This window comes from Paraburkholderia sp. SIMBA_053, from assembly GCF_046534895.1.
GTDB lineage: Bacteria > Pseudomonadota > Gammaproteobacteria > Burkholderiales > Burkholderiaceae > Paraburkholderia > Paraburkholderia caledonica.
Genome location: NZ_JAWRXU010000004.1, coordinates 419676 through 445319, shown reverse-complemented (window position 1 = coordinate 445319; position 25644 = coordinate 419676). Strand labels below are relative to the sequence as shown.

Here is a 25644-nt window from a genome sequence, read left to right as displayed (position 1 = left end):
TCTTCTCCATTCAGACACGCCTCCATGAAAGCTTTTGCAACTCACGCGCTGCCGCGAAGCGGGCTGGCGATGACCACACTCGGCCTCGGTTGCTCGCAACTGGGCGGCCTCTACAAGCCCATGTCGACCGCCGAGGCCAATGCGCTCCTCGAGTGGGCGTGGGACGCCGGTATCCGCTACTTTGACACTGCGCCGTTCTACGGCTATACGCTTTCGGAACGGCGCGTCGGACAATCGCTGCAGATGCGCGAGCGCGAACGCTACGTACTGAGCACCAAGGTCGGGCGGCTCATGCGGCCCGACGACACGGTGCAGCCAGGCGATGACAACTGGGCGCAACCCCTGCCCTTCCGGCCTCGTTTCGACTATACGTTCGACGGCATCATGCGCTCGTACGAGGATAGCCAGCAACGTCTCGGCATGCAGACGATCGACATCCTCTATGTTCACGACATCGGCGCGGCGACGCACGGCGATGCGCATTCACGCTACTGGGAGCAGCTGACACGTGGCGGCGGCTTTCGGGCTCTCGCGGAACTGCGAGACTCGCATGCCGTTTCCGCGATCGGACTCGGCGTGAACGAATGGCAGGTCGCAGTCGATTCGATGCAGGAAGCGGATCTCGACCTCGTCATGCTGGCGGGCCGCTATACGCTGCTCGAACAGGAAGCGCTCTCGCCATTACTCGACCAATGTGTGAGTAACGGCGTGCGGATCGTCGCTGGCGGCGTATTCAATTCCGGCGTGCTCGTGGGCAACGGCAAGTTCAACTACGCCGATGCGCCGCCCGAAGTGGCGCGGAAAGTCGCGCGTTTTGCCGACGCCTGCGCGAAGTTCGAGGTTCCGCTCGCTGCAGCCGCGCTCCAGTTTCCGTTGGCCCACCCGGCTGTCGTGTCGTGCGTGGTCGGTGCGCGCAGTATCGAGCAGTTGCAAAAGAACATCGCATGGCTTGAAACGCCAGTTCCGCCAGAGCTGTGGCAGGCCTTGCAGCACGAAGGGCTGATAGCCGGATCGGCTCCGGTTCCCGAGGCCCGCCGTTTCTTCACAACCGATCAGCCGTCCGGCGATCGACAAGCCCAATAAAGGATGCCAATGCTCAGCGTCATTTGTGAATCGCCCGGCGTGCTGCGCCGCGAAGACCGCGAACCACCTCGCCGCGCAGACGGCGAAGTACTTTTGCGCGTTAGCCGCGTGGGTATTTGCGGCACGGACATGCACATCTACTCGGGGAATCAGCCTTACCTGCAATACCCGCGGGTGATGGGACATGAACTATCGGCCATCGTCGCCGAGGCGGACCCCGGCGCGCACGTCGCGCCCGGCGACGCCGTCTATGTGATGCCCTACCTGTCGTGCGGACAGTGCATTGCCTGCAGGCAGGGGAAAACCAATTGCTGCGTCAACATCAAGGTTCTCGGTGTACATCGTGACGGCGCGTTGACTGAATACCTGTCGGTGCCCGCGCAGTTCGTGCACAAGGCAGACGGGGTGACACTGGACCAGGCAGCGATGCTCGAGTTTCTCGCGATCGGCGCACACGCGGTCCGGCGCGCCGACGTGTCAGCCGGTCAGCGGGTTCTCGTCGTGGGCGCGGGGCCGATCGGCATGGCGGCCATGCTGTTTGCGAACCTGCGCGGCGGGCAGGTCTCGTGCCTGGACACGCGCGCGGATCGTCTTGCGTTCTGCCGCGAGCACATTGCGGTTTCGACAGTTCAGATCGGTCCGAACGACGTGCAAGAACTTGCGGCGCTCACGGACGGCGAGTTCTTCGACGTAGTGTTCGATGCAACCGGCAACGTCAATGCAATGAACCGCGGCTTTGAGTTCATCGCCCACGGCGGCAAGTACGTGCTGATTTCAATCGTGCCCGGCCAGATCACGTTTTCCGATCCGGAGTTTCACAAGCGCGAAGCGACCTTGCTCGGCAGCCGCAATGCGACCGCGGAAGACTTCGAGACGGTTCTTGAAGCGATGCGCGCAGGCCGCATTCCCGACAAGGCGCTCAATACTGACCGCATGAGCCTGGCCGACGTGCCTACCGAGTTTCCGAAACTGATGGAGCCTGGGCGGACCGTCGTGAAGGCACTGGTCGAGTGTTGACTGGGTTCGCTGCTGTTGTTCGAGGCGGGCGGACGTGCTGTTTCAGATCGTACGCCGCCCGGTCTTAATGTGGTTCGAGAGAAACGGTGAATCAACGCCGCACGTCGTCGGCGCTTACCTGCGCAGTCAGGCCTTTGAACGCATTCCGGCGCATCCACATACTATTTTGCTCACGAATATCCCCTCGCGCGCTGCAGGGAAACGGAATGCGGCGGACTAAGACACGCGTGACCAGGCTCGGAAACACGGAATTGATCGGGCATTCGCATTGATGGCGCGACGTGCGAACCGTCTGTACGGTAGCGAACGCTCGAAAACTTTCGTTTCGCCTACCATCCTGTCTGATGCTTCTTCACACGTCCCCCGGGAGCAATGATGGAAAGCACATCGAGCATGGTTCGACAGGAGCCTGGCGCTGACAACCCGCGCCAACAGGAACCCTCCCCTGAACGGCTGCTCCAGCTGGGCATGGGGTTCTGGGCGTCCAAAACCTTATTGTCCGCAGTCGAACTCGGTGTGTTCTCTTGCCTCGCGACCGGACCTCGCGACGCTGCGGAGCTCACTGAGGCTCTCGGACTGCATCCCAGATCGGCCCTTGATTTTCTTGACGCGCTGGTCGCATTGAATCTGCTGGAACGCGAAGACGGCAAGTACCGCAATACGCCTGACGCCGGGCTCTTTCTGGACATGGCCAAGCCCAGCTACGTAGGTGGATTGCTGGAAATGGCCAACGCGCGCCTGTATCCGTTCTGGGGCTCTTTGACGGAAGCCCTCCGCACGGGGCTGCCCCAGAACGAGGCGAAAGGGGGCGGCAATCCCTTCGATGCCATGTATAGCGACGAACACAAACTACGGGGTTTTCTCCGGGCGATGAGCGGGGTCAGCCTGGGCGCGGCCAAGGCGATTGCGCAACAATTCCCGTGGCAAAACTACAGGACTTTCATTGACATCGGCGCCGCCCAAGGCGCCTTACCTGTACAGGTCGCGCTCGCCCATCCTCACTTGCGCGGCGGCGGCTTCGATCTGCCCATAGTGGGCCCTGTGTTCGAAGAGTACGTAGCATCGCACGGCCTTCAGGAGCGGCTGAATTTCTATCCGGGCGACTTCTTCAGGGATTCCTGTCCGGCGGCCGATGTGCTCGTGATGGGGCACATCCTCCACGACTGGGATCTCGGGCAGAAGCTCGAGCTCCTCGCGAAGTGCTACGCGTCGCTACCGCCCGGCGGTTGTCTGATCGTCTACGACGCGGTAATCGACGATGACCGCAGGCGCAATGCCTTTGGCCTGCTGATGAGCCTGAACATGCTTATCGAGACGCCGGGCGGTTTCGACTATACCGGTGCGCAGTGTCGCGAATGGATGCAGCAAGTCGGCTTTACACAGGTACGCGTCGAGCCACTTGCCGGCCCCGATTCAATGGTGATTGGAACCAAATAGAAACTTGCCGCGAGATTCGCACGCATTCTCAGGGGCGAAAGAGACGCCACTGTACTGGTCTGGACCGCTGGCGCGTTGCACGGGACATGCCGTCGTCCGCAACGTCGGATCAAGGACGCGCTCGATGGCTTCACACGGCAAAGGAAAAAACTGCCAGCCTTCCTGCGCGAGAGCCGGGCACCAAAGACTGCAGAGATCCGCGCAAATATTCCCAATCAAAAGTCAATCACAGCAGTGCGCGTGGCCGGCGCCGCCAGTATTTTGGCGCGTGCACGACGACTCACTGGCTTGCGTTTTCGTTAGTCTCGCCTAACGTTTAGCTTACGTATTTCAGCAAGGGGGAAACTGAAACGCACTACTGAATATTAGGAAGCATCGGTTCTGCTGTTTGGACTTAAGGCTTGGCTGTCGGTTGCGCGCGATCCGGTCAAGCTTTGCGGCGTAGATTTTTTGCTTCAGCATTGCGTTGAGCAACCAATAAAAGCATGCGCGCCATGCTCTCGGGGGATTATGAGAGGAGAGACCGCAATGAACACGATGTCAGTTCCCATTGCGCAGCTTTCGAGAAGATTAGCATTCATCCTGCTGATCTGGAGCACCCACGTATTTGCAAGCGTTTCCCTAAGTCCTACGTTACCGGGTGCCGCGATACAGAACAGCACGGTACTGCTTGTCGCGCTTCCTATCAAAAATTTTGGCGATACGGACGCTGATAATGTCGTGATTCGTAGCGTCGTACTCCTGGGCGGATATCTCCAGAGCCCGGCTCGTTTACCTGTATCGCTCGGCACCATTGCGTCGGGCGAGCGGGGAGTGCTTAATTTGAGCTTCATTGTGCGGAAGCTCGACCCAGCAAAAAGCTACAAGGTGCTCATCGAAGGGCAATATGGTGGTCGAACTGCCGGCGGGGCGCATCACGGCAATAATCGCGACGATCGGCGAGAGAATGGAAAAGATAGGGACGATAGGGACGAAAGGGGTAAGGGCGAGCGTGATCACGAATTTCATTTTGTAGTTGATGTGCAATTACCGCCGCCCGCACCGGGTTCGGACACTTCCTCTAGCAACCGTGGTCCCACCCATGCAACGCAGGGGCCCTATCCGCTGCTGCCACAGCCGCCGCAAACTGAGAGCAATGAAGACCGCGCACCGACGCCGATCGGATCCCCAAGCTTTCTGTTCCCTCATACGGCCACCGACACCGGCCCAAAAGCGCTGCAACTAACGTCTTATCCGGGGACATCACCTGACGGAGCGGTAGGTTTCATCGTCAACACGAACGCGAACGGAATTGCAGATCGTTTCCCACCGGACCCGAGCGCCGTTGGGTCTGGAATTTCATCGAATCTGGTCCTGGCTACCGCGAACCTGTATCTCAAGTACTCAACTGACGGTGGATCAACATTTACGACCGTTTCCAATTTCTCAACCGTATTCGGCGATCAGCCGGACGGCGGGTACTGCTGCGATCAGGTGGTTCACTACATCCCGAGCATCGATCGTTTGGTCTGGCTGATCCAGACTAACCAGCCCAAAGATTCGGCAGGAAAGCCGACCGGTGGGAACCGGTTGCGGATAGCCTGGGCGAGACCCGCCGATGTTGCCGCCAACTTCAACACAGCCTGGACATGGTTCGATGTCACTTCAAACTTTCTCGGATTGGGCAGTGATTGGCTGGACTATCCTGATCTGTCGACGTCGGATGGCTACCTCTACGCGTCAGTGGACGATGTGACAGCGGGCGGGCTTGTCGTCATGCGCATCTCCTACAAAGATTTGCAGCTTCCCGCCGGCAATATTGTGACCTGGGACTTTACCGCTCCAAAAAATGCAAAGTCAGCGGTAGCTTCTCACCTGACTCAAAATGCGACGGGCACGATGTATTGGGCGGGCCATGACGACAATAGTCACTTGCGAGTGTTCAGTTGGGCAGATGGATCGAACCGCTATTTCTGGAGCGCGCCAAAGCCGCACAATAGTTACGCGAGTGCGGACTACACTTCGAAGGCGCCGGACGGCCAGTATTGGTATGCTCCGCGACCGAAGGGGGATAACATCACCAGCGCAGTTCATCGACCGGGCGAGTTGTGGTTCGCCTGGACGGCAGCGCGCGACACAACGTTCGCCCAGCCGTATGTGATCATCGCAAAACTGAGCGATAGCAGCTTCGATGTCACCAGCGAGCTTGAGGTCTGGAACTCAAACAACGCTTACGCCTATCCTGCGCTTGCTGCCAACTCCACGACATCGGAAGTCGCTATTTCGTTGATGTGGGGGGGCGGAGACAAATTCTACTTGAATCATGCCGTCGGATTCCTCGGCGACTTCGTGGTCTGGATCACCACCTCCAGTGACGTGACCTTCTCGCTCAACACGGCAGGAACAACGGGTTGCGACGACGCATCCGGCGGTGCAGTAAAGGGACGCTGTACACGTTCGGGTGACTACCTGTCGCTCCGTAGGGTTGGAAACTCGAGCGGGCTGTTTAGCACCCTGGGTTACGAGATCAAGCTCGTCGATCCAACGCGCTCGACCGACTGCGCGACGGCTCCCGGCTGTCGGCAAGACGTTCGTTACGTTGAGTTCGGGCGGCCTAGGGACGTACATGGTGGAGGCGACCTCATTCCGTAAAAAGCGATTGGCCCTTGCGTAGAAGCCCGACGTTCCAAAAGCTTTAGTGCGGTCTCGCGATTGTTCGCTTGACGGGGGCCGCCCCTGTCGACCTCCAAAATAGAAGATGCCTCAACCAGCCCGTTGGGAAGTCGCGGCGACGGTAATCAGCGCGCGCGGAGGACACTGGACTCTCCGGTCCGATGCATTCTTCGAAGCGACCATTCGCCGCCTGAAGATATCAGTGCCGAATGACCGCTTTCTGGGCCTCGTCCAAAGTTGGATACCAATGATCCCCTCCAACATCGCGAGTTGAAAACGAGAAATAACGGATGAGTAGGACACGCCGACTAGGCGAGGTGCCGGGTGCGTCCGAAACTCGTGGCGTCGACCGACATCGAGCGCAACCACATAAGTCCCAATTTTGCCCCCACATAACGGACAATCCGATCCTAGATCGCCTTGGCGTATAACTTAGTTATCCCTATCGCAAGAACTTTCGCCTGCGCGCCTTTAAACAAGTTGACACACCCAGCAGGTCCAAGGCCGCACGCCTCAAAACGGCACCCGGCACAGCGTGATAGTCCCGGCACCCGACGTGTCCCCGGCGCAAGCACGACAATGAGGCGATATGCACAACATAAAGTATTTCGAGTCCAATCGCCATACCACTTGGCTCGAGGCGTTCTTCGACCTGATTTTTGCGGTGGCGATCGCTGACGTAACGCATATCTTGAGCCACACGCGCGAGGGTCATCTCGACCCACTCCAGTTCTGGAAATTCGTCCTGATTTTCATACCTTTGTGGTGGATCTGGGCCAGCCACACGATGTATGCCAATCGGTTCGATGCCGATGACCGGAAGCATCGGCTGGCAACCCTGTTCATCATGTTCCTGCTGATTATCATCTCAGGCCTGATCGACCGACGATTCCTGGCCAGCTTCGAGGCCATCGTCGTCTGCTACGTGGGTTCGAAATACATCGTCGCCATGATGTATTTCGTGTCGAAAGACCGGCACAAGAAAAGCGAGGGACTCACAACGGCAGTTGGCTGGGTGATCGTCGCCGGCACCACCATCAGCCTCGCTTCGATCCTGTTCCCGGCGCCACAGCGATATGTCGTGTTTTACCTTGGAATACTGTTCGATCTGGTTGTGTTCATCTTTTTTTTGCCCCGTCGTCTCCAGGTCATCCCAGTGCATACCGAACACCTGATCGAGCGTGTGGGCCTGCTCACGATCATCCTGCTGGGAGAGTCCGTTAGCAGCCTGTCCACCGGACTGGCCAACATCAGCTGGACTGTGGAGAGGCTGCTGACCGCCGCCACCGGCTTCGTGATGATATCGGGCATCTGGTGGGTCTACTTTGACAGCTTTCACCTGCTGACCAAACAGAAGATCACGACCGGCCATTCGGTCCTGTACTCGCACTTTTTCGTCTTCATCGGCCTGTCGATTCTGGCCAGCCTGATCCGGCACGCCACCCTGGACGACATGGTGGTATCCGATTTCCGCGTATTGTCGGTGATCGGCGCGGTCTGCTTTTTCATTGGCAAGCAGTACGGCTATTTTATGGAGCGTCCCGAGCTGCGGCCCCAACTGGTCGTCAACACCCTGGTCGTCTTCGTGTTGGCCGGGTTTGCCCTGCTATTGCCCAGAACCGGTTACATCCTGCTTGGTCTTACCGCCGCGGTGATTTGTTACGCTTTCCTCAGCCTCAGATACCTGAACGTCCGGCCCTGATGCCCCGACTGATCGCGCGGAATTCGACAGGGGCCGACTTTGCCATGATGGTCGAATGCATCGGGCGCTCCGAGGCCGGACGGTCACATGCTGAGACATTAATGGCTCTCTTCGTGCTTCCCAGATAGAGACGAAATACCTTTGCTTCGGCTTAATTATCTTTTGCTCACGTATCCACATGCCAACCTGAAAGCACGCACGAGCACTAATATGAATGGCCGCGAATGGCAATGTGAGGATAGCTCCGTGAACGCATCGGTTATCTCGGCTCTGGCTGCACTTGTCGGCGCTGCGATTGGCGGCCTGACTTCGGTTCTTGCTTCATGGCTGACCCAACGCACCCAGGTTCGCGCGGAATGGTTGGCGCATGACCGCGTCCGCCGGCAGGAACTCTACAAGGAGTTCATCGAAGAAGCGACGAAGTGCTACGTTGACGCGCTGCAACACGGCGAGCCGGACCTGCATGCACTCGCCAACCTCTATGCGAAGATCAGCCGCATGCGGGTCCAGTCGTCGCGTAAAGTCGCGGATGAAGCCGATCTTATCGGACGCAAGATCGTCGACACTTACCTCGCGCCGGACAAGACCTTCGTCGAGTTGCGTCAGATGATCGCGGACGGCTCGATCGACATCCTCGGCAACTTCGGCGAAGTGTGCCGCGCGGAATTCGAGTCGCTGCGCGCGCAGCAGTTCTGAAACCTGCTCACGCCCCGTTCAACGCGGCGTGAGTTCGACAGGTGGATCGGCGCGATAGCCGCCGCCGAGCGCCTTCGTCAGTGCGATCTCCTCACCGAGCATCTGACCGTTGAGCGTGAGCAGCGCGACCTGTTCCGCGATCACCGGCTGACGTGCCTCGAGCGCCGCCACTCGGCTCGCCAACCCTCGTTGATAGTGAGCTTCGACGCTGTCTCGCGCGAACGCAACGAATTCGATCCGCTGCTTCTGCAACTGCGCCTCCGCATCGAGGGCCTGCAGACGGCTGCCCGTCTGCGCGACATCCCGCACCGCGTTCAGAACAGCCTGGTTGTACTGCTCGATCAACAGGTTGCTGCCCTCGCGTGCACCGCTCAGATTCGCGTTGAGCCGGCCGCCATCGAAGATCGGCAGAGTCAGGCCCGGAATCAGGTTGATCTGCTGGCTCGCATGCGTGAACAGGTCGGCAAGGTGCAACGCGTTGAAGCCGAAGAAAGCCTTGATGTCGAAGCTTGGATAGAATGCCGCCCTAGCCGCGTCGATCCGGTGGAACGATGCCTCGACATACCAGCGCATGGCCTGCAGATCGGGCCGCCGGGCTAGCAGTTCATAAGAGAGCGTCGCCGGTAGGGCCGCCTGCGAGCCCGGCAACGCAACAGGATTGATGACGGGCAAGCCATCGGGGCCCGCGCCGATCAGCGCGCGCAATGATTCGCGCAACTGCCTGATCTGCGCTTGCGCCGAGACGATCTGCCGTTCGATGCCCAGTTGCTGCGCGCGGGCTTCTTCGAGCCGGGTCCTGGCTTCGAGGCCGCGCGCCGTGCGTGCTTCGTGCGCCTGCACTGTGAACACCGCTACCTCGTGCAACTCGTTCAGCAGATCAATGAGTTGATAAGTCGTCTGGATGCCGTAGTAAAGCTGCGCGACGTCGGTCGAGATTTCGAGTTCGACAGCGGACGTCTCGGCCAGCCGCGCATTGCTCACGCCGACCGACGCCGCGATCTGCGCGCGCTGCTTGCCCCAGATGTCGACGTCCAGACTTGCGCCCACTCCGACGATGCCCTCGGTGTACCAGGGGCCTGTCAGCCCCAGCGCCGGTACGTTCATCGCAAATGGGCCGAGAAAGCCGTTCGCCGATACATGTTCGCGATCCAGCGACGCCAGCGCGACCATCTGAAGGCTCGATCCCGTCCTGACAAGCTCGACATCCGACCTGGCCTGCGCGACGCGTGTGCGCGCAATCACCATGGTCGGCGCGTCGCTCAGCGCCTGCTCGATCAGCGCGTCAAGCTGCACATCGTGATAGCGCGTCCACCAGCGGGCGGAGGGCCAGCCATCGCGCGCGAGGTGGATGTCATCAGCAAGATTGATCTGCTCGGGCGCGATCTCGGCATAGGGCGTGCCATTATGATGAATCAGTGCGCAACCCGGCAGCACCGACGACAACCACGCGACGCATAAGAAGCATCGACGCCATCGCCAACCACGCAAACCCGTTCGCGTATTCATGTGCGTATGGCCTGTGATGGCGGCGCCGCGACGGCTGCCTCGACGCGCCAGTCTGGCAGCCCCGCGACCTGCCGCGACAAGTCTTGTGCGGCGTCGAAGAGCGGCTTGTCGGCCGGTTCGATGGCTGGCGCAGCGATCTCAATGCGCCGCGGCGCCTGCGCATCGGGTGGGTTGGCCGCAAGCTCATCCGCATACCGGTTGAGTTCGACGCAGACCTGTTTCTGGGCCGTGCGCACTGCGTCGACAGTGTGCGGGCTTGACGATCCCGCTTGCGCCGCGAGCGTGCTGCGCAAAGCATCGCCAGCGAGCATGATCTCGCGGCCCTGCGCGAGAACAGTTTGCGCGCGCAGCGTAAGCTCGCCCTGCTCCCCTTCCTGCCAGGCGGGCTCGAGCGCGACGCGCGACAGCGTCGCTTCGACATCGGCCAGCACGGCCCACGCCTGCAACTGCCGCTGCGCATCGCTCAACGGATCCTGTTGGTCGGCGCCCGCCTGGGGAACACGCAATTGCGCGGCAATGGCACGCAGCATCGTGGCGAGTTTGTGCCGCAGCACGTCGCCCTCGCCCTCGCGCCAGAACGACATTTGCACGAAGGTCGCCACGCCGACACCCAGCAGAATGCCTACCATCCGGTCGCGGATATCGGTGAGGTTCGTGGTTGGGCTGAACTGATCGAGCAACGCGAGCGAGAAGGTGAACATCAGCTGAACGCCGGCGTAGCTGATGCGCTCCGAACCCGCCGAGATCCACGCCGCAAATGCGGCAACGGGCAGCGCCATCAGCAGCAAACCGACGATATCCTCCAGATGCGGAACGACGAACACGACCATGAAAAGCGCCAGCGCACTGCCGACGGCGGCTCCGGCCAGCCGCAGCAACGCACGCTGAGTCGATGCGCCGAGGCTCGGCAGCGCGACGATCAGACAGGTCAGCATGATCGTGTGAATGCCCTGCCAGTCAACGGCGTTGTAGAACACGTAGCAGACCAGCACGGCAAGCAGCGTCTTCAGCGAAAAGCGCATGTACGCTGGATTGGTCCATGCGTCCGGCGCGACCATGGGCTCGCTCGCGGGCGGCTTGCCGGGTTCGGCACCGCTTGCAACCCGATCGGCGAATGCGCGCAGCGCCCGTTGCAACTCGCCTGCGGCGGGAATGGCGTCGGCGGCAGCCCGTTCTTGAGGTGTTGCCGTGCTCACGTAACGATACGGCTCGCCTGACATTACCGCCTCGTCGAGCGCGCGGCAGTTGACGCGCAGCTCGCGCAACGCAGCCAGTTGCCGGGCTGTCGCTCCCGGCCAGTCAGGCGGCAGTTCACTCGCGCCGCGATAAAGGCGCGATACGGTCGCGATGCACGCCAGTTGCAACGCCTGATGCTCGCGATAGTGGGCATCGCGCATCGTCGTGAATCGCAGCAGCTTTTGCAGCGTCACCGCGTCTCGCTGGACGGCCGCCAGCGTGATCGGCGGAGTATGCGTCGTGCCGTCGATCAGTTGCGTGAGGCGCGTTTGCAGCGCCGTCAGTTGCCGATGGATTTCCGCCTTGAGTTGCAGTTGAGGCTCGGCAGGCAGCAGCAGCGTGTTGACCACGAGCGTCAGCGCGATCGGATAGTTGACGGCAACCCACACCCATAACACGGCCCGGATCAGGAGCTCCGCCTGATCGGTCCGGTCCACGAAGCTCTGCACGTAGATCACAACGATCGCGACGATGAAGAACACGACGCCGATCCTGAGCACGCGAAGCAGGTACACACTGCAAAAAAACAGCAGGCTCGCGATGACGATGCGCAGCAACGGGTAGTCGAAGGTGAACTTCAGCAGCAGGATTGACAGACCGATGGCGAGTGTCGACCCGACCATGAACATCAGGCCAACCAGCCGCGTGAGCACCACGTTCGACTGCGTGACGTAAAACACCACCAGCAGCGAAAGCGCGAGTTCGGGTACTTCAAGCGTCATCGACGCGACGATCACGATCGCGCTCGTCAGCACGCAGCGCAACATCACGTTGAGCCGCCCGGGAAATGGAGCAAGCTCGCGCTTCAGGAAATCGCCGGTATCGCGCAGCAATACGGGCATGGCGAGCAGGTATTCGGCGGCGGCCATGGACGCTCCTCAGCGGGCTTGGCCGTCGTTGCCGCGCCGGGGGTGCAGCACAGCCACCGCCGATGTCCCGACGCGAAACAGTTCGGGGTTCGGCTTGTCGACGCGGATCTTCACCGGGAAACGCTGCGCCACGTGCACCCAGTTAAGCGTGCGTTGAATTCGCGGCAACCCGCCCGGCAAGGCCAAGCCGCCTTCATCGGGCGCGACGCCGTAGCTGATCGAATCGACGGTCCCCTGGAAGCGCTGGCCCGTATCGCTCATCAGGTAGACCGTTGCGGGTGTGCCCGTACGGATGTCCTTGAGTTCCGTCTCGCGAAAGTTCGCAACCACGTACCAGTGGCGCGTGTCGATCAGCGTGAAGACGGGTTTGAGCACCGACGCGAACTGCCCCGTCGAACTCTTCAACGACACGATGCGTCCGTCGAACGGTGCTCGCACCGTCGCAAATTCGAGGTTCAAGTCGGCGATCGCGATTTCCGCCATGACAGCGGCACGTTGCGCGACCAGCGCGTCGACGCCGCTTACAGCTGCTGCCGCCTGCTGCGCCTGCAGTTGCGCGGCGCTGAGTTCGGCCTGCGTTGCGCGTTGCGCGGCGCGTGCGCGGTCGACCTCCTCCGCGGATACGTAACCATGTGACAGCAGCGGCTCAATACGTCGCAGCGTGTCAGACGCCTGGGTCGCGGCGGCTCTTGCGCGCTCGACAGCCGCGCGCACCGACTGCGCGTTGTACTGCTGCGCATTGACCGTGCGCTGGGTCAGCTCGATCTGACGGTCGAGCGCGACGAGGGATGCCTTGCCCCGTGCCAGCACATCCTGATACGGTCGCGGATCGATGCGAAACAGTAGATCGCCCTGCTTCACTGCCTGGTTGTCGCGCACCGCCAGCTCGACGATGCGCCCATTCACCTCGGGCACGACGTCGATCGTATCCGCGTAGACATAGGCGTCGTCGGTGCGTGGCTCGCGGTCCAACTGACGTATGACAAAAATCAGCAGTAACAACGTCACCACGACCAGTATGATGGCCGGCCATGCCTGCTTCTTTGTCTTGCCGGCATTCGTTGCCATTGTATCCACCTGAAGGAGATTCAATGTTGAAACAACATCAGCCAAACAGCGAGTGCGATGAACGTGACGAGAGTGGGATACACGACTGCTGAAGGTCCCAGCGGATGGTCGATTTGTAGACGCTTGAGAACGAGAAAGATGACGATCGTGAGCACAACACCCGCGGCGATACAGAACAGCCAGTCCGGAAAGTACGCACCGAGCACGCCAATGGATGGTGCGTTTGTGCACCCCGACACAGGAATGGCCGCAATCCCGGCTATGCCGATTGCGCGCCACGGACTTCCGCTTCTGGCCAGTGGCATGTGATCGCTCCAAAGTCGTCGTTTTGTTCGGATCGATGTCACGCTTTGCAGCTTCGCAGACGTATCCCGCCTGATCTGCCGGAATTCTGAAAGCGAACGGGAACTCGAATTAGCGAAAACCTGACCAATGTGTCACGTCCGCGAACTCAACATTGGCAGGCCGGTTCTCTCTTGAGGTTTCTTACCCGGCCGGTGATTGGGAGGAAGTTGACGATCACGTCCGACCTGCCCAAAGCGCCCACCGCGTCAAAGGCACGTTCTACCTCCCTATGGCCGGACCGATGTATCGACATTCGCGCAAACGGTGTCGATAAACAGATATTAGTTCGACCTTCATCCGATTTCACGACACGGAATAAATAGCCATGTGCCGTGCGCTGCATGTGGATGGTCGGCACGGATGCAGCCATATCATTGCTGGCTGGTGACGGCCCTCATACACCAGCGATGCAGACACACGCCTCGAGCCGATGCCGGGAGCGCACGCGTAAGCAGTACGCGATGAACCGCTTGCGTCTCGCGACCGACCGTCTCATGCATGCCGGGTCAGATGTTGAGAGGGATCTCGCCACGCGGTGGCTAACGGCGTGGGCTGGGGCCATTGGCGAGCTTCAATTTTCTGCCGTGGTTAAAGGACGCTTCGGGAGACGAAAAGAAGGGGCGACCGACCGAAATCGCGAGGGGAAGTTTTTGACACCTCCCGAGCGGCAGCTTCACAACAATTTGATTTCGCCGCGATCCGCCGAAAGTAAATACACACTGGAGAACTACCCCGCTGGATATGCCTACATCCTCAAGTGGGTCATGAACCCACTTAGCCGCAACCTTAGTCGTGTAAGCGGTGAGGGCTTAGCTACTTCAGTGCATCGCGAAGTTCCGGCACCAGCGTGAACAGATCGCCCACCAGAGAATAATCCGCAACGCTGAAAATCGGCGCTTCCGGGTCCTTGTTGATCGCGACGATCACCTTGCTGTCCTTCATCCCTGCCAGATGCTGGATCGCGCCCGAGATGCCGACCGCTACATAAAGTTGCGGCGCGACGATCTTGCCGGTCTGGCCGACCTGATAGTCGTTAGGCACAAAGCCCGCGTCCACTGCTGCACGCGATGCACCCAGCGCCGCATTCAGCTTGTCGGCCAGCGGCTCGAGAACCCTGGTGTAGTTCTCGCCGTTGCCCAGGCCGCGCCCGCCCGAAACGATGATCTTCGCCGACGTCAGTTCCGGACGATCCAGCTTCGTCACTTCACGGCTGACGAACTGCGAGATGCCCGCGTCCGCGGCTGCTTCGATCTTCTCCACCGTCGCGCTGCCGCCTTCGGCTGCAACCGCGTCGAAGCCCGTCGTGCGTACGGTAATGACCTTGATCGGATCGGCCGACTGCACCGTCGCGATCGCGTTGCCCGCATAGATCGGGCGCTCGAACGTGTCCGGGGAATCGACCGCCGTGATATCGCTGATCTGCGCGACGTCGAGCTTCGCTGCAATACGCGGCGCGATGTTCTTGCCGTAGGCGGTGGCCGGCGCGAAGATGTGCGAGTAGTCCTTTGCAATGTTCAGCACCGTCGCTTCGACGTTTTCAGCGAGCCCTTCGGCCAGTTGCGGCGCGTCGGCCAGCAACACTTTGGAAACACCGGCGATCTTCGCCGCCGCATCCGCTGCAGCCTGCGCATTCTGACCTGCGACCAGCACATGAATATCGCCGCCGACTTTCTGCGCCGCTGCGATCGTATTCAGCGTAGCGCCCTTGATCGACGTGTTGTCGTGTTCTGCTATTACAAGATTCACCAGATTCGTCATTTCATTCGTCTCCGTGCGCTGCTCACAGCACCTTGGCTTCGGTCTTCAGCTTCTCGACCAGCGTCTTCACATCCGGCACCTTCACACCGGCGGAGCGTTTCGGCGGCTCGACAACCTTCAGCGTCTTAAGGCGCGGCGTGACATCCACACCGAGGTCTTCCGGCTTGATCGTTTCGAGCGGCTTTTTCTTCGCCTTCATGATGTTCGGCAGCGTCACATAGCGCGGCTCGTTCAGGCGCAGGTCGGTAGTGACCACTGCGGGCAGCGTGAGCGACAGCGTTTCGGCACCGCCGTCCACTTCGCGCGACACGGTAGCCTTGCCGTCGGCCACGACCACTTTCGACGCGAACGTTGCCTGCGGCAGGTTAGCCAGCGCGGCAAGCATCTGACCGGTCTGATTCGAATCGTCGTCGATGGCCTGCTTGCCGAGAATCACCAGTTGCGGCTGCTCCTTGTCGACGAGCGCCTTGAGCAGCTTGGCGACCGCCAGCGGCTGCAGTTCTTCCGACGACTCGATCAGGATCGCGCGGTCCGCACCGATGGCGAGCGCCGTGCGCAGCGTTTCCTGCGATTGCGCGACACCGGCCGACACGGCGATCACCTCGGTCGCCACACCGGCTTCTTTCAGACGCACGGCTTCTTCAACCGCGATTTCGTCGAACGGATTCATCGACATCTTCACGTTCGCAATGTCGACGCCCGTGCCGTCCGACTTGACTCGGACCTTCACGTTGTAATCGACCACTCGCTTGACTGGCACCAGGATTTTCATACCGTCTCCTTCGAATACGTCGACGACGCGTGCGCCGCCATTGGCGAACGGATCATGTCTGCCGCGCGCTCAGCGAGCATGAGCACCGTCGCATTAGTGTTGGTCGAGGTTATCGACGGCATCACCGAGCCGTCGACGACGCGCAGGCCTGTCGTTCCGCGCACCCGCATTTCAGAATCGACAACGCTCATTTCGTCCTCGCCCATCCGACACGTGCCAACCGCGTGGTACACAGTCGAGCCATTGTCACGCACGTATTGCAATAGCGCTTCGTCGGTGTCGGCCTGACGGCCCGGTACGGTTTCATCGACGATATAACGGGCGACCTCGGGTTGAGCGAAGATCCGCCGGCCAATCTTGAGTCCTTCCACCATCGTGTTGCGGTCGAGTTCACTGCTCAGGTATGACGGTGCAATGGTCGGCGCTGCCGTGATCTCGCTGCTGGTGATGTGCACATGTCCACGGCTCTCCGGGCGCATCTGCCAGACGCCGCACGAGACACCGGGCTCCGACTCGAGCACGCCGATCCGTCCCTCGGCAAAGCTGCCGGGCGCGATCACGAACTGCACGTCCGGACGGGTGGCGAGGCGCGTCTGCGCAAAGCCGCCGACCAGAGCCGCACTATAGGTCAATACGCCGGTCCCTGACACGACGTAGCGCATCATCTCGCGCACGAGCGCAAGTCCGTGCGCGCGCTCGTTCGCGGTACCGGCACCGCGCACTCTATAGCCGAGCCGAACGACATAGTGGTCCTGCAAATTGTTGCCCACGCCAGGCAACGCGATCCGTGTTTTAACGCCTGCATTGTCCAGCACAGCCTTGTCGCCGATGCCACTCATTTCGAGCAGCCTCGGCGTGCCGACCACACCCGCGCTCAGAATCACCTCGCGGGTCGCGCGGATCTGCACCGGAATGCCCGCGCCCGTCGTCCCATTGATGCCGCTCACATGCGTGCCGTTCATCTCGAGCGTAGACACCTGAAGGCCGGTCACTACCGTAAGGTTCGGGCGCGCCATTGCCGGCCGTAGATAACCGCGCGCTGCGCTCGACCGGCGACGTCCGTCGCGCGTTTGCTGGTAGTACCAGATCGACGGACCGCGCGTGTCGCTGTTCGGATCATCGACGAAATCGAGACCCGTCCTCTGGGCGGCCTCGACGACCGCACCGCAAATCTCCGGCGGGTTCTTCACGCGGCTGACCTGAATCGGACCGTGCGTGCCTCGTTGCGGGCTGCTGCCCTCGGTCCACGTTTCCGAGCGGCTGTAAAACGGCAGACAGTTTTTGAAGTTCCAGCCATTCGCACCCGACTGCTCCCAGCTATCGATATCCTCCGCAAACGGGCGCACATACAGCAGGCCGTTGATGGCACTGGAGCCGCCGAGCCCGCGTCCGCGTGGAAACAGGATGGCACGGCCACTCGTCCCGGCGTCGGCCTCAGTGCGATAGCGCCATGTCACAGTGGGATGATCGAGCAATCGCACGAAGCCTGCCGGCACATGGATGAACGGGTGACGATCGCGCTCGCCGGCCTCGACCAGAATCACCTTGATGGCTGGATCTTCGGTCAGACGGTTTGCGAGCACGCAGCCCGCCGTCCCCGCGCCGACGATCACATAATCCGCTGTGTACGATTTCATGACTTCGCTCCGGCAGCGGCTAATTCGCGACCTTCCAGTGCTGCGATCTCCTCCTCGCCGAAGCCGTATTCGGCAAGTACTTCAGCCGTATGTTGTCCGAGCGTAGGCGGCGGACGGCGGTAGGCGACGGGGCTGCCGTGAAAATTCACCGGACTCGCGATGTTCGTTACCCTACCCGCGACCGGATGCTCGATCTCGACAACCGCATGGTTGTGCGAGATCTGCGGGTCCTGCGTCAGCGCGGTGTGATAGTCCTGCACGATCGCGCATGGCACGTCCGCGGCGCTAAGATGCGCTACCCAATATTCCGCGGTATGCAGCAGAAATTGCTCCTCGAGGATCACGTCGAGTGCATGCCGATTCGCAGTTCGCGCGGTGTTGCCGATAAAGCGTTCATCGCTCAGCAATTCTTCGCGGCCCAGCGCGCGGCAAAGGTTCTGCCAGAATTTCTCGGTGAAGCAGGCTGCAAAGAAATAACGGCCATCGGAGCCCTGATAGTTGCGGTACGGCACCATCGTTGGATGACCGCTGCCGAGACGCTCCGGCGCTTTGCCGCTTCTCAGCGTCTCGCCGTCGCGCGGGATGGTGCTGAACAGCGCAGCTGAGAGCAGCGACGTATCAATGCGCTGGCCTTCGCCATGCCGTTCGCGATGTAGCAACGCGGCCGAGATCCCGAACGCGAGCAGCGCCGCCGCGCCGAAGTCCGGCAACGGCGCACCGAGCCGGACTGGATTGCCGCCAGCTTCGCCGGTCATGTCCATGAGACCGGCCACTGCCTGCACGATCGGATCGTTCGCGGGCCATGCGGCGTAGGGACCGCTTTGTCCGAACGCCGACACGCTGGCGTAGACGATCTTAGGATTGCGCGCCTTGACGGCCGCGTAGCCGATGCCCAGCCGATCCACCGTGCCCGGCCGAAAGTTCTCCACGACAACATCCGCCTGCTCCGCCATGCGCAAAAACGCATCACGCCCTTTCGGCGACTTCAGATCGAGGCGGATGCTGCGCTTGTTGCGGTTTTGCGAGAGGAACTGGACGCTTTCGCCCTGGACGAATTGATTGCCCAGTTTGCGCGAGAGGTCACCCGCCATTGGCTCCTCGACTTTGACCACGTCCGCGCCGAGGTCAGCAAGCAGCACAGTGCCGACCGGACCAGCGGTCATGACGGTGAGATCGAGAATACGGTAACCCGACAACGGGCCGACTTGTTTCTTATCCATGATGTGCCGCCTGCAAATGCGATGCGTCCGTAAGTTCGGCCCGCGGGTAATCGAGCACGTCGAAGGCGAGACGGAACGGGTCGGCCTCACCACGCGTGATGGTCAACGCATGGCCGAAACCGGCATCGTCGCGCTCGGGAAAGTCGGTGCGGTAGTGGCTGCTGCGCGACTCGCGCCGCTCGATACACGCCTGCAAGATGACTTCGGCAGTGGTCGCCATGTTGTCGATCGTCAACGCATCGATCGCTTGTGGCGGCGAGGCAGCGCCACCCGCCGCGAACTGTGCGCGCGCCTCGCGAACAGCGGCTAACGCGATGTTCAGACCACTCTCCGTCTTCTCGACGAGGCAATGCGCTTGCATCGCCGCGCGCAGATCGGCGGCGATACGTTGAGCGTCGAATGAGGCGTTCGGCTTTAGCGCTGTTCCGAGGCGCGTTGCGAGCGGCGCTACGTCGGGCTTCCCCGGCGCACCACTGTCGCGCGCAAACGCGGCCGCGCCGACGCCTGCGCGATGTCCGAAAACCTGACCTTCGGCAAGCGAGTTGCCGCCCGGGCGATCCGGGCCGCGCACGCCGCCAGCGAGCTCCCCTACTACGAACAGCCCGTCGATGGTCGACATCGCGTCGGTGTTCGTCATCCGCACGCCACCGTTCAGGCATTGGAACGCAATCCCGACGTCGAGCAGATCGCGCTTCGGGTCGAGTCCCTTCGCGCGCATCCAGCGCAGGGTGTTCGGAATAGTGGCCGCCAACCGCTCGTCCGGAATATCGGCGAACGAGAAGTGCACCGCACCGCGTTCCGTACCTCTGCCCTGAGCGATTTCCGTTGCGATCGCGATATCGATGTAGCGCGATTCATTCGAGATCGTGAACGGGAACACTTTCTCGTCCATCGCGGCTTCAGGCGTCACGCTTGCCGGCAGGTAGTCTGCCAGGAACTCATGACCGTCGCGATTGAGCATCCTCGGATGCAGAATGAAGCAGGACTTGCTGAAGAGTTGCACGTAAGGGTGCACCATCGCCGGCCCGAACTGGTGAAACTCCATGTTCACAAGTTCGGCGCCATGGCGGAAGCAGATGGCCTGGCCGTCACCGGTCATTTCCGCTGTCGAGACCTGCTGCGAGAACAGACCGTGCGCGCCGCCGGTGCCAAGCACAACGGCGCTCGCGGAAACCACCAGCAGCCGCCGCGATGCAAGGTCCATCGCGACCACGCCGCTTGCGCGTCCACTTGTATCACGCAAAAGGTCGATGAGTGCCGCTGGCTGACGCGTCTCGACTCCGAGCTTCCTCGCTTCGTCCGCGAGCGCGCTTACGAAGGCCTTGCCAGTTTCCCCCTTCACGCCCAGCGCACGCGCATACGTGCCGAAGTCGCTGCGGATGAGTTTATAGCCCTCGTTGACCCGGTCGAACGGCACGCCGAGCTTGATCAGGTCAGCAATGCGCTTCGGTGCGTCCTCCGCCAGCACGCGCACCAACTCGCGGTCGATAAAGCCGCCCGCCGGACGCATCGTGTCTTCGTAATGCACCGTGGCGCTGTCGTCGGCGCTGCCATAGCCAGCCGCTCCCATGCTCATGATTTCGCTTGCGCCGTGCACGGTGCTACCGCCCTGCCCGACCGGCGCCTTTGCCAGCACGAGGACCTTCGCACCAGCCTGTGCCGCCGACACGGCTGCACGCGAAGCCGCGCCACCACCGCCAACCACGACTACGTCGGCTTGCGCGTAGTCGACGCCAAAGCCGAGTTTTTCCAATGTCTGAACTGCCGTCACGTCTGTCTCCGCTTACGATTTAAGCGCGCGCGCCACGATGTTGCGCTGGATTTGATTGGTGCCACCGAAGATCTGGAACATCTTGGCTTCGCGGTAATGGCGCTGCATCGCGTATTCGGCGGAGTAGCCATTGGCGCCCATGATCTGGATGCCGTCAGTGGCGACCTGCACGTATGTATCCGATGCCAGGTACTTCGCCTGTGACGACTCGACGTCGCACGTTTCGCCTTCGTCGAGCAGTTTGGCCGCGCGAAACGCCATCATGCGAGCAGCATCGACGCGAGTCTGCATGTCGGCGAGCAGGTGCGACACCGCCTGGAAATCGATGATCGACTGCCCAAACTGCTTGCGATCGTTCGCATACCAGCGTGCAAGATCGATCGCCGCCTGAGCGCCGCCCACACACATCGCCGACAAAGCGATGCGCTCCTTTGAGAGCACCGTGGTGAGTTTCTTCCAGCCCACGTGCAAGCCGCCCACAATCATTTCTGCGGGAACACGGACGCCGTCGTACACCACTTCGCAGGTGCGAATGGCGTGGCCGCCAAGCAGGTCGATCGGATTGATCGTCAGGCCTCTTGATTCTTTAGGTACCAGAAAGAGGCTGATCCCGTCGTGCTTCTTCGCTTCTGGATTGGTGCGCACAGCGGTCAAGATATAGTCGGCCTGCATCGCGCCGGAAATCCACATCTTGGTGCCGTCCAATATGAAGTCGTTTCCGTCAGCCACGCCGCGCGTCGTCAGCGAGGCAGCATCGGAGCCGGAGCCGTTTTCGCTCAGGGCGAAGGCGAGAAAGGCACGACCTTCAGCAAGCTTCGGCAACACATCGCCCTTGATATTGTCCGGCGCGAAACGAGCCAGCGCGCCGCCCACCATGTTCACGTTCGCATTCCAGAAGCGCGCAAGCGCAATCGTGTGATAGGCGACGATCTCCAGATAAGCGGCCATGTCAAGATAGCCACCGACGCCGCCGTACTCCTCGGGCAGCGTGATGCCGAACCAGCCCTGTTCCGCGGCCACCTTCACGAGTTCCTCGGGGAAGCGCTTCTCTTCGTCGCACTGGCGGACATACTCCGGCGACGCATGGCGCGTCAGCACGCGATTCACTGAATCGCGGAATTCGAATTGATCGGCGTTCAGATACGGTTTAAGGTCGCGCCGGTTGACGAGATTGCTTGCGTATTCGGGATTCACTGTGTCTCCTCCTTGTCCGATCAGGACACCTTGCGTTGCGCCAGGACTTCTTCTGCCTGCCCGAGCGGAATGGCACGCAACATTTGCGAACGCGACTTCGCCCCCGTCATCAGAAACGCGAGATCCGAGCCGCTGAGAATGAAACGCGCGCCTTTCTGCACGTAGGCGGTCATCAGCGCTTCGTCGTACACGCCGCCCACTCCCGGTACCTTGCCGTGCCGGTGGCATGCGGCGCACACGGCGTCGATGGCGGCCGCCACACGCGTATGGCCAAGTTGTCCAGTGATACCCAGATCCGCCGCAAGGTCGGTCGTGCCGACCAGCAGCACGTCGATGCCCGGCACCGCCGCGATCGCGTCGGCGTTCTCGAGGCCTTCGCGGGTTTCTATCATTGCCACCACGAGCACCTCGTCGTTGATCGCCCGAACCACATCGGCGATCGGGAGAGCCTGGAATCCGACCTGCGGCAGCATGCCCGGGATCGACCGACCGCCCGCCGGCGGGAAGCGGCACATATTGGCGATCTGCATGGCCTGTTCGGGCGTACTGACGTGCGGCACCACGATGCCCATCGCGCCGGTATCGAGCAGTCGTGTGGCGTGGAACGGCTCATGGCCCGGCACGCGGATGATCGGCGTCACACCGCCCACCAGAGCCGCCGCGCAGATCTGCGCGGCGGTGTCGATGTCCATGGAGTTATGTTCCATATCGATGAACAGCCAGTCGAAGCCGGCCGTTTGCGCGATCTGCGCGATGTCGACCGTGCGAGCCTGGCGCAGCCCCATGCCGAGTGCCAATTCACCTGCGGCCAATTGTGCTTTTGCGTGGTTCTTGATGGTTTGCATGATGGATTCCATTCAGGCGGTTGCGTCGAGCGGCTCGTCGTTAGCCAGTTCGAGATTGATAAATTTGGTGTCCAGGTAGTCGCGGATCGCGTTCGGACCACCTTCACGTCCAAACCCGCTGTCCTTACTGCCGCCGAATGGCGTCTCCGCCGTCGACGCCACGAACGTGTTCACACCGACGACGCCGGCCTGCAAGCGCTCGGTTGTTTCCAGCGTGTTGCGCATCGAGCGCGTAAAGACATAGGCCGCAAGCGCGAATGGCAGCCGGTTCGCCTCGGTGATGACTTCGTCCATCGTCGTGAACCGGTTGAGAGTGCCGACCGGGCCGAACGGCTCGTCGTTCATCAGGTCAATGTGCGGCGCGGGGTTAGCAATGAGTGTCGGCTCGTAGAACCAGCCACGGCCAAATTGCGATGGACGGCGGCCACCGCACAGCACGCTGGCGCCTTCACTCACGGCTTCGTCGACGAGGCGTTCGATCGCCTCGCGGCGCTTCGACGTGGTCAGCGGACCGAGGTCGGTGTTCTGCTGCAGCGGATCGCCGACGCGTAGCGCCGTCGAGCGCTCGACCAGCGCTTTCACAGTCTTGTCGAAAATCGATTCGTGGATATAGAACCGCGTCGGCGACGCGCAAACCTGGCCCGCATTGCGGAACTTGCCCAGCGATGCGAGATGCGCGAAAGCATCAATGTCTGCGTCGCGATGCACGATCACGGGCGCATGGCCGCCGAGTTCCATCGTGACCTTTTTGAGCGTCTTCGCGGACATCTCGACGATCTGACGACCGATGGGCACCGAGCCGGTGAAGCTGATCTTCGCCACGCGTGGATCGGCCATGACCGTCGGCGTAATTGCGTCGGCTTTGCCGATCACCAGATTGACCGCGCCCTCGGGGAACCCGGCGTCGACGAAGCAGCGCACCAGTCCCATCGTCGCACCGGCCGCTTCGTTTGACGGCCGGATCACGATCGCATTGCCCGCGGCCAGCGCCGGTCCCATCTTGCGGGCCAGCAGCAGCAACGGGAAATTCCACGGTGTAAAGGCGGCGACCACACCGAGCGGCTCGTAATGCATCAGATACCGTCCGCCCTTGACGCGGCTTTCGTATGACATGCCGAACACGCGCCGTGCTTCGTCGGCGAACCAGTCGATCGACTCAGCTGACGCGTTAGCTTCCCCAGTGGCCTGGGCGATCGGCTTGCCGGTTTCCAGTGCCACGATTCGTGCGAGCTGCGGCGCGCGTTCGCGGATGAGCGTTGCGGCTCGGCGCAGCAGTGCTGTGCGCTCCCACGGTGTGAGCTTGCGCATTGCGGCTGAAGCCTCGGTCGCGGCATCGATGGCCTCTGTGACCTGCGCCGGCGTGGCCAGCGGCATATAGCCCAGCCGCTCTTCGGTCGCCGGATTGATCGAGACCTGCCCGTTGTCAGCCGTCGCAGACTGCCAGCGACCGGCGATCAGCATGCCGTGCTCGCGGTAGTGCCCTTGTAGTTCCATTGCCTCCTCCTGATAAGTATCACGGACCACCCACCTTCCAGGTGCTTTCCCGGTGTTTCAGTGCATGCACTCTTTTTCTTATATCAACACCTTGACAGCTAAGTGTCAACACTTTTAGAGTGTGTGTCAGCGAAATACGATCCGTCGCATGCACTTGCGAAACCGACGGATCGCCAAAAAGAACGCCGCGGCGCCGCCGAACGCGTCATGCAGTCCTCCCTTTCCTATGGAGCGAGACAAAATGAGTTCGTATTCCCGTCGTACCTTTCTGCAAACCCTTGGAGCAGCCGCGGTGGCGACAACCGGGACCGGTTTGTTTCCATCGCTGGCCAGCGCCCAGACTGCGCGGTTCAAGCTGAAGTACGCGAACAACCTGGCGCTGTCCCATCCGCTCAATGTCCGCGCAAAAGAAGCGGCGGACGCCATCAGGAAAGAAACCGGCGGCCGCGTCGACTTGCAGATTTTCCCGAACGGTCAGATGGGAACGGATACAGATATGCTGTCGCAGGTCCGTTCGGGGGCCATCGACTTTCTCACTCAAGGTGGCGTGGTGCTGTCGACGCTCGTGCCGGTCTCCGCGATCAACGGCATCGGCTTCGCGTTCAAGGACTACAACCAGGTGTGGGCGGCGATGGACGGCGACCTCGGCAGCTACATCCGCAGGGCGGTTTCGAAGGTGGGGCTCATCGCGATGGAAAAACCGTGGGACAACGGCTTTCGCCATCTCACGAGTTCGGTCAAGCCGGTGCTGAGTCCGACCGACCTCAAGGGCCTGAAGATCCGTGTGCCGGTCAGCCCTCTTTGGACCTCGATGTTCAAGGCGCTCGACGCGTCGCCAACCAGCATTAACTTCAGCGAAGCCTATTCGGCATTGCAAACCAAGGTGGTCGACGCGGAAGAAAACCCGCTCGCGCTGATCGAAACCGGCCGCTTCTATGAAGTCCAGAAGTACTGCTCGTTGACCGGCCATATCTGGGACGGCTTCTGGTTCCTTGCCAACGCGCGTTCGTGGGGCAACCTGCCGCCGGACTTGCAGACCATTGTGGCAAAACACCTGAATGCGGCCGCGGTGGCTGAACGGGCGGACGTCGCCGCACTGAGCACATCGCTCGTCGAAACGTTGCGATCGCACGGTATGGCGTTCAACAAGCCCGACATCCAGCCGTTCCGCGCCTCGCTGCAAAAGGCCGGCTTCTATGACCAGTGGCGCAAGAAATACGGCGATGAAGCCTGGGCGTTGCTCGAGAAGTACACGCAGAAGCTCGCATGAGCGCGGACCACCGAAGAGTTTCTGGAGAACGAGTCATGACTTCCCGAGTTCATCCCGAGCAGGTGTTCGCCC

Annotated in this window: 19 protein-coding genes; 7 read left to right on the top strand and 12 right to left on the bottom strand. The window is 61.2% G+C overall.

The annotated features are described in order from the left end of the window. Positions 1–24 precede the first annotated feature (24 nt). The 6 genes from SB753_RS17070 to SB753_RS17045 all read left to right on the top strand — a co-directional run bounded on the left by SB753_RS17070 (position 25) and on the right by SB753_RS17045 (position 8587). On the top strand, positions 25–1083 hold the full coding sequence (locus tag SB753_RS17070) for an aldo/keto reductase (RefSeq protein WP_410800912.1): 1059 nt from the start codon (positions 25–27) through the stop codon (positions 1081–1083). A 9-nt stretch (positions 1084–1092) separates the two neighbouring features. Next, positions 1093–2100, top strand: coding sequence for a zinc-binding alcohol dehydrogenase family protein (locus tag SB753_RS17065; RefSeq protein WP_310069455.1), 1008 nt, complete (start codon positions 1093–1095; stop codon positions 2098–2100). A 393-nt stretch (positions 2101–2493) separates the two neighbouring features. Further along, complete coding sequence (locus SB753_RS17060) at positions 2494–3537, top strand: methyltransferase (RefSeq protein WP_410801062.1); 1044 nt, start codon at positions 2494–2496, stop codon at positions 3535–3537. A gap of 528 nt (positions 3538–4065) precedes the next feature. Beyond that, complete coding sequence (locus SB753_RS17055; protein ID WP_410800910.1) at positions 4066–6168, top strand: hypothetical protein; 2103 nt, start codon at positions 4066–4068, stop codon at positions 6166–6168. A 610-nt stretch (positions 6169–6778) separates the two neighbouring features. After that, positions 6779–7891: a low temperature requirement protein A gene (locus SB753_RS17050; RefSeq protein ID WP_410800908.1), complete on the top strand. Its 1113-nt coding sequence runs from the start codon at positions 6779–6781 to the stop codon at positions 7889–7891. Between the two features lie 246 nt (positions 7892–8137). Continuing rightward, the gene (locus SB753_RS17045; protein ID WP_033379603.1) at positions 8138–8587 is read left to right on the top strand and encodes a hypothetical protein; all 450 of its coding nucleotides are present in this window, start codon (positions 8138–8140) and stop codon (positions 8585–8587) included. Between the two features lie 18 nt (positions 8588–8605). Here SB753_RS17045 and SB753_RS17040 read toward each other — a convergent pair whose 3' ends face one another. The 12 genes from SB753_RS17040 to SB753_RS16985 form a co-directional block, all read right to left on the bottom strand. After that, complete coding sequence (locus SB753_RS17040; protein WP_410800906.1) at positions 8606–10093, bottom strand: MdtP family multidrug efflux transporter outer membrane subunit; 1488 nt, start codon at positions 10091–10093, stop codon at positions 8606–8608. Further along, positions 10090–12198, bottom strand: a complete 2109-nt coding sequence (locus SB753_RS17035; protein ID WP_410800904.1) for an FUSC family protein — start codon at positions 12196–12198, stop codon at positions 10090–10092. The genes SB753_RS17040 and SB753_RS17035 overlap by 4 nt, the downstream gene beginning before the upstream one ends. Before the next feature lie 9 nt (positions 12199–12207). Next, entirely contained in the window at positions 12208–13266 is a 1059-nt protein-coding gene (gene mdtN / locus SB753_RS17030; RefSeq protein ID WP_410800902.1) for a multidrug transporter subunit MdtN, read from the bottom strand. A 20-nt stretch (positions 13267–13286) separates the two neighbouring features. After that, on the bottom strand, positions 13287–13571 hold the full coding sequence (locus SB753_RS17025) for a YtcA family lipoprotein (protein ID WP_410800900.1): 285 nt from the start codon (positions 13569–13571) through the stop codon (positions 13287–13289). 853 nt (positions 13572–14424) lie between these two features. Next, positions 14425–15360, bottom strand: coding sequence for an electron transfer flavoprotein subunit alpha/FixB family protein (locus SB753_RS17020; protein ID WP_410801060.1), 936 nt, complete (start codon positions 15358–15360; stop codon positions 14425–14427). Between the two features lie 31 nt (positions 15361–15391). After that, positions 15392–16141, bottom strand: a complete 750-nt coding sequence (locus SB753_RS17015; RefSeq protein WP_204522889.1) for an electron transfer flavoprotein subunit beta/FixA family protein — start codon at positions 16139–16141, stop codon at positions 15392–15394. After that, complete coding sequence (locus SB753_RS17010) at positions 16138–17778, bottom strand: GMC family oxidoreductase (protein ID WP_410800898.1); 1641 nt, start codon at positions 17776–17778, stop codon at positions 16138–16140. Before SB753_RS17010 ends, SB753_RS17015 begins: the two co-directional genes overlap by 4 nt. Beyond that, entirely contained in the window at positions 17775–18998 is a 1224-nt protein-coding gene (locus SB753_RS17005; RefSeq protein WP_020068409.1) for a CaiB/BaiF CoA transferase family protein, read from the bottom strand. Before SB753_RS17005 ends, SB753_RS17010 begins: the two co-directional genes overlap by 4 nt. Beyond that, positions 18991–20769, bottom strand: coding sequence for an FAD-binding protein (locus SB753_RS17000; RefSeq protein WP_410800896.1), 1779 nt, complete (start codon positions 20767–20769; stop codon positions 18991–18993). Before SB753_RS17000 ends, SB753_RS17005 begins: the two co-directional genes overlap by 8 nt. Positions 20770–20781: 12 nt before the next feature. Next, the gene (locus SB753_RS16995; RefSeq protein ID WP_408163156.1) at positions 20782–21963 is read right to left on the bottom strand and encodes an acyl-CoA dehydrogenase family protein; all 1182 of its coding nucleotides are present in this window, start codon (positions 21961–21963) and stop codon (positions 20782–20784) included. Between the two features lie 20 nt (positions 21964–21983). Beyond that, complete coding sequence (locus SB753_RS16990) at positions 21984–22808, bottom strand: HpcH/HpaI aldolase family protein (protein WP_051121002.1); 825 nt, start codon at positions 22806–22808, stop codon at positions 21984–21986. A 12-nt stretch (positions 22809–22820) separates the two neighbouring features. Further along, positions 22821–24302, bottom strand: coding sequence for an NAD-dependent succinate-semialdehyde dehydrogenase (locus SB753_RS16985; protein WP_410800894.1), 1482 nt, complete (start codon positions 24300–24302; stop codon positions 22821–22823). Positions 24303–24543: 241 nt separating this feature from the next. On the opposite strand from SB753_RS16985, the gene SB753_RS16980 reads away from it, so the two are divergent. Continuing rightward, complete coding sequence (locus SB753_RS16980) at positions 24544–25572, top strand: TRAP transporter substrate-binding protein (RefSeq protein WP_410800892.1); 1029 nt, start codon at positions 24544–24546, stop codon at positions 25570–25572. Positions 25573–25644: the final 72 nt, after the last annotated feature.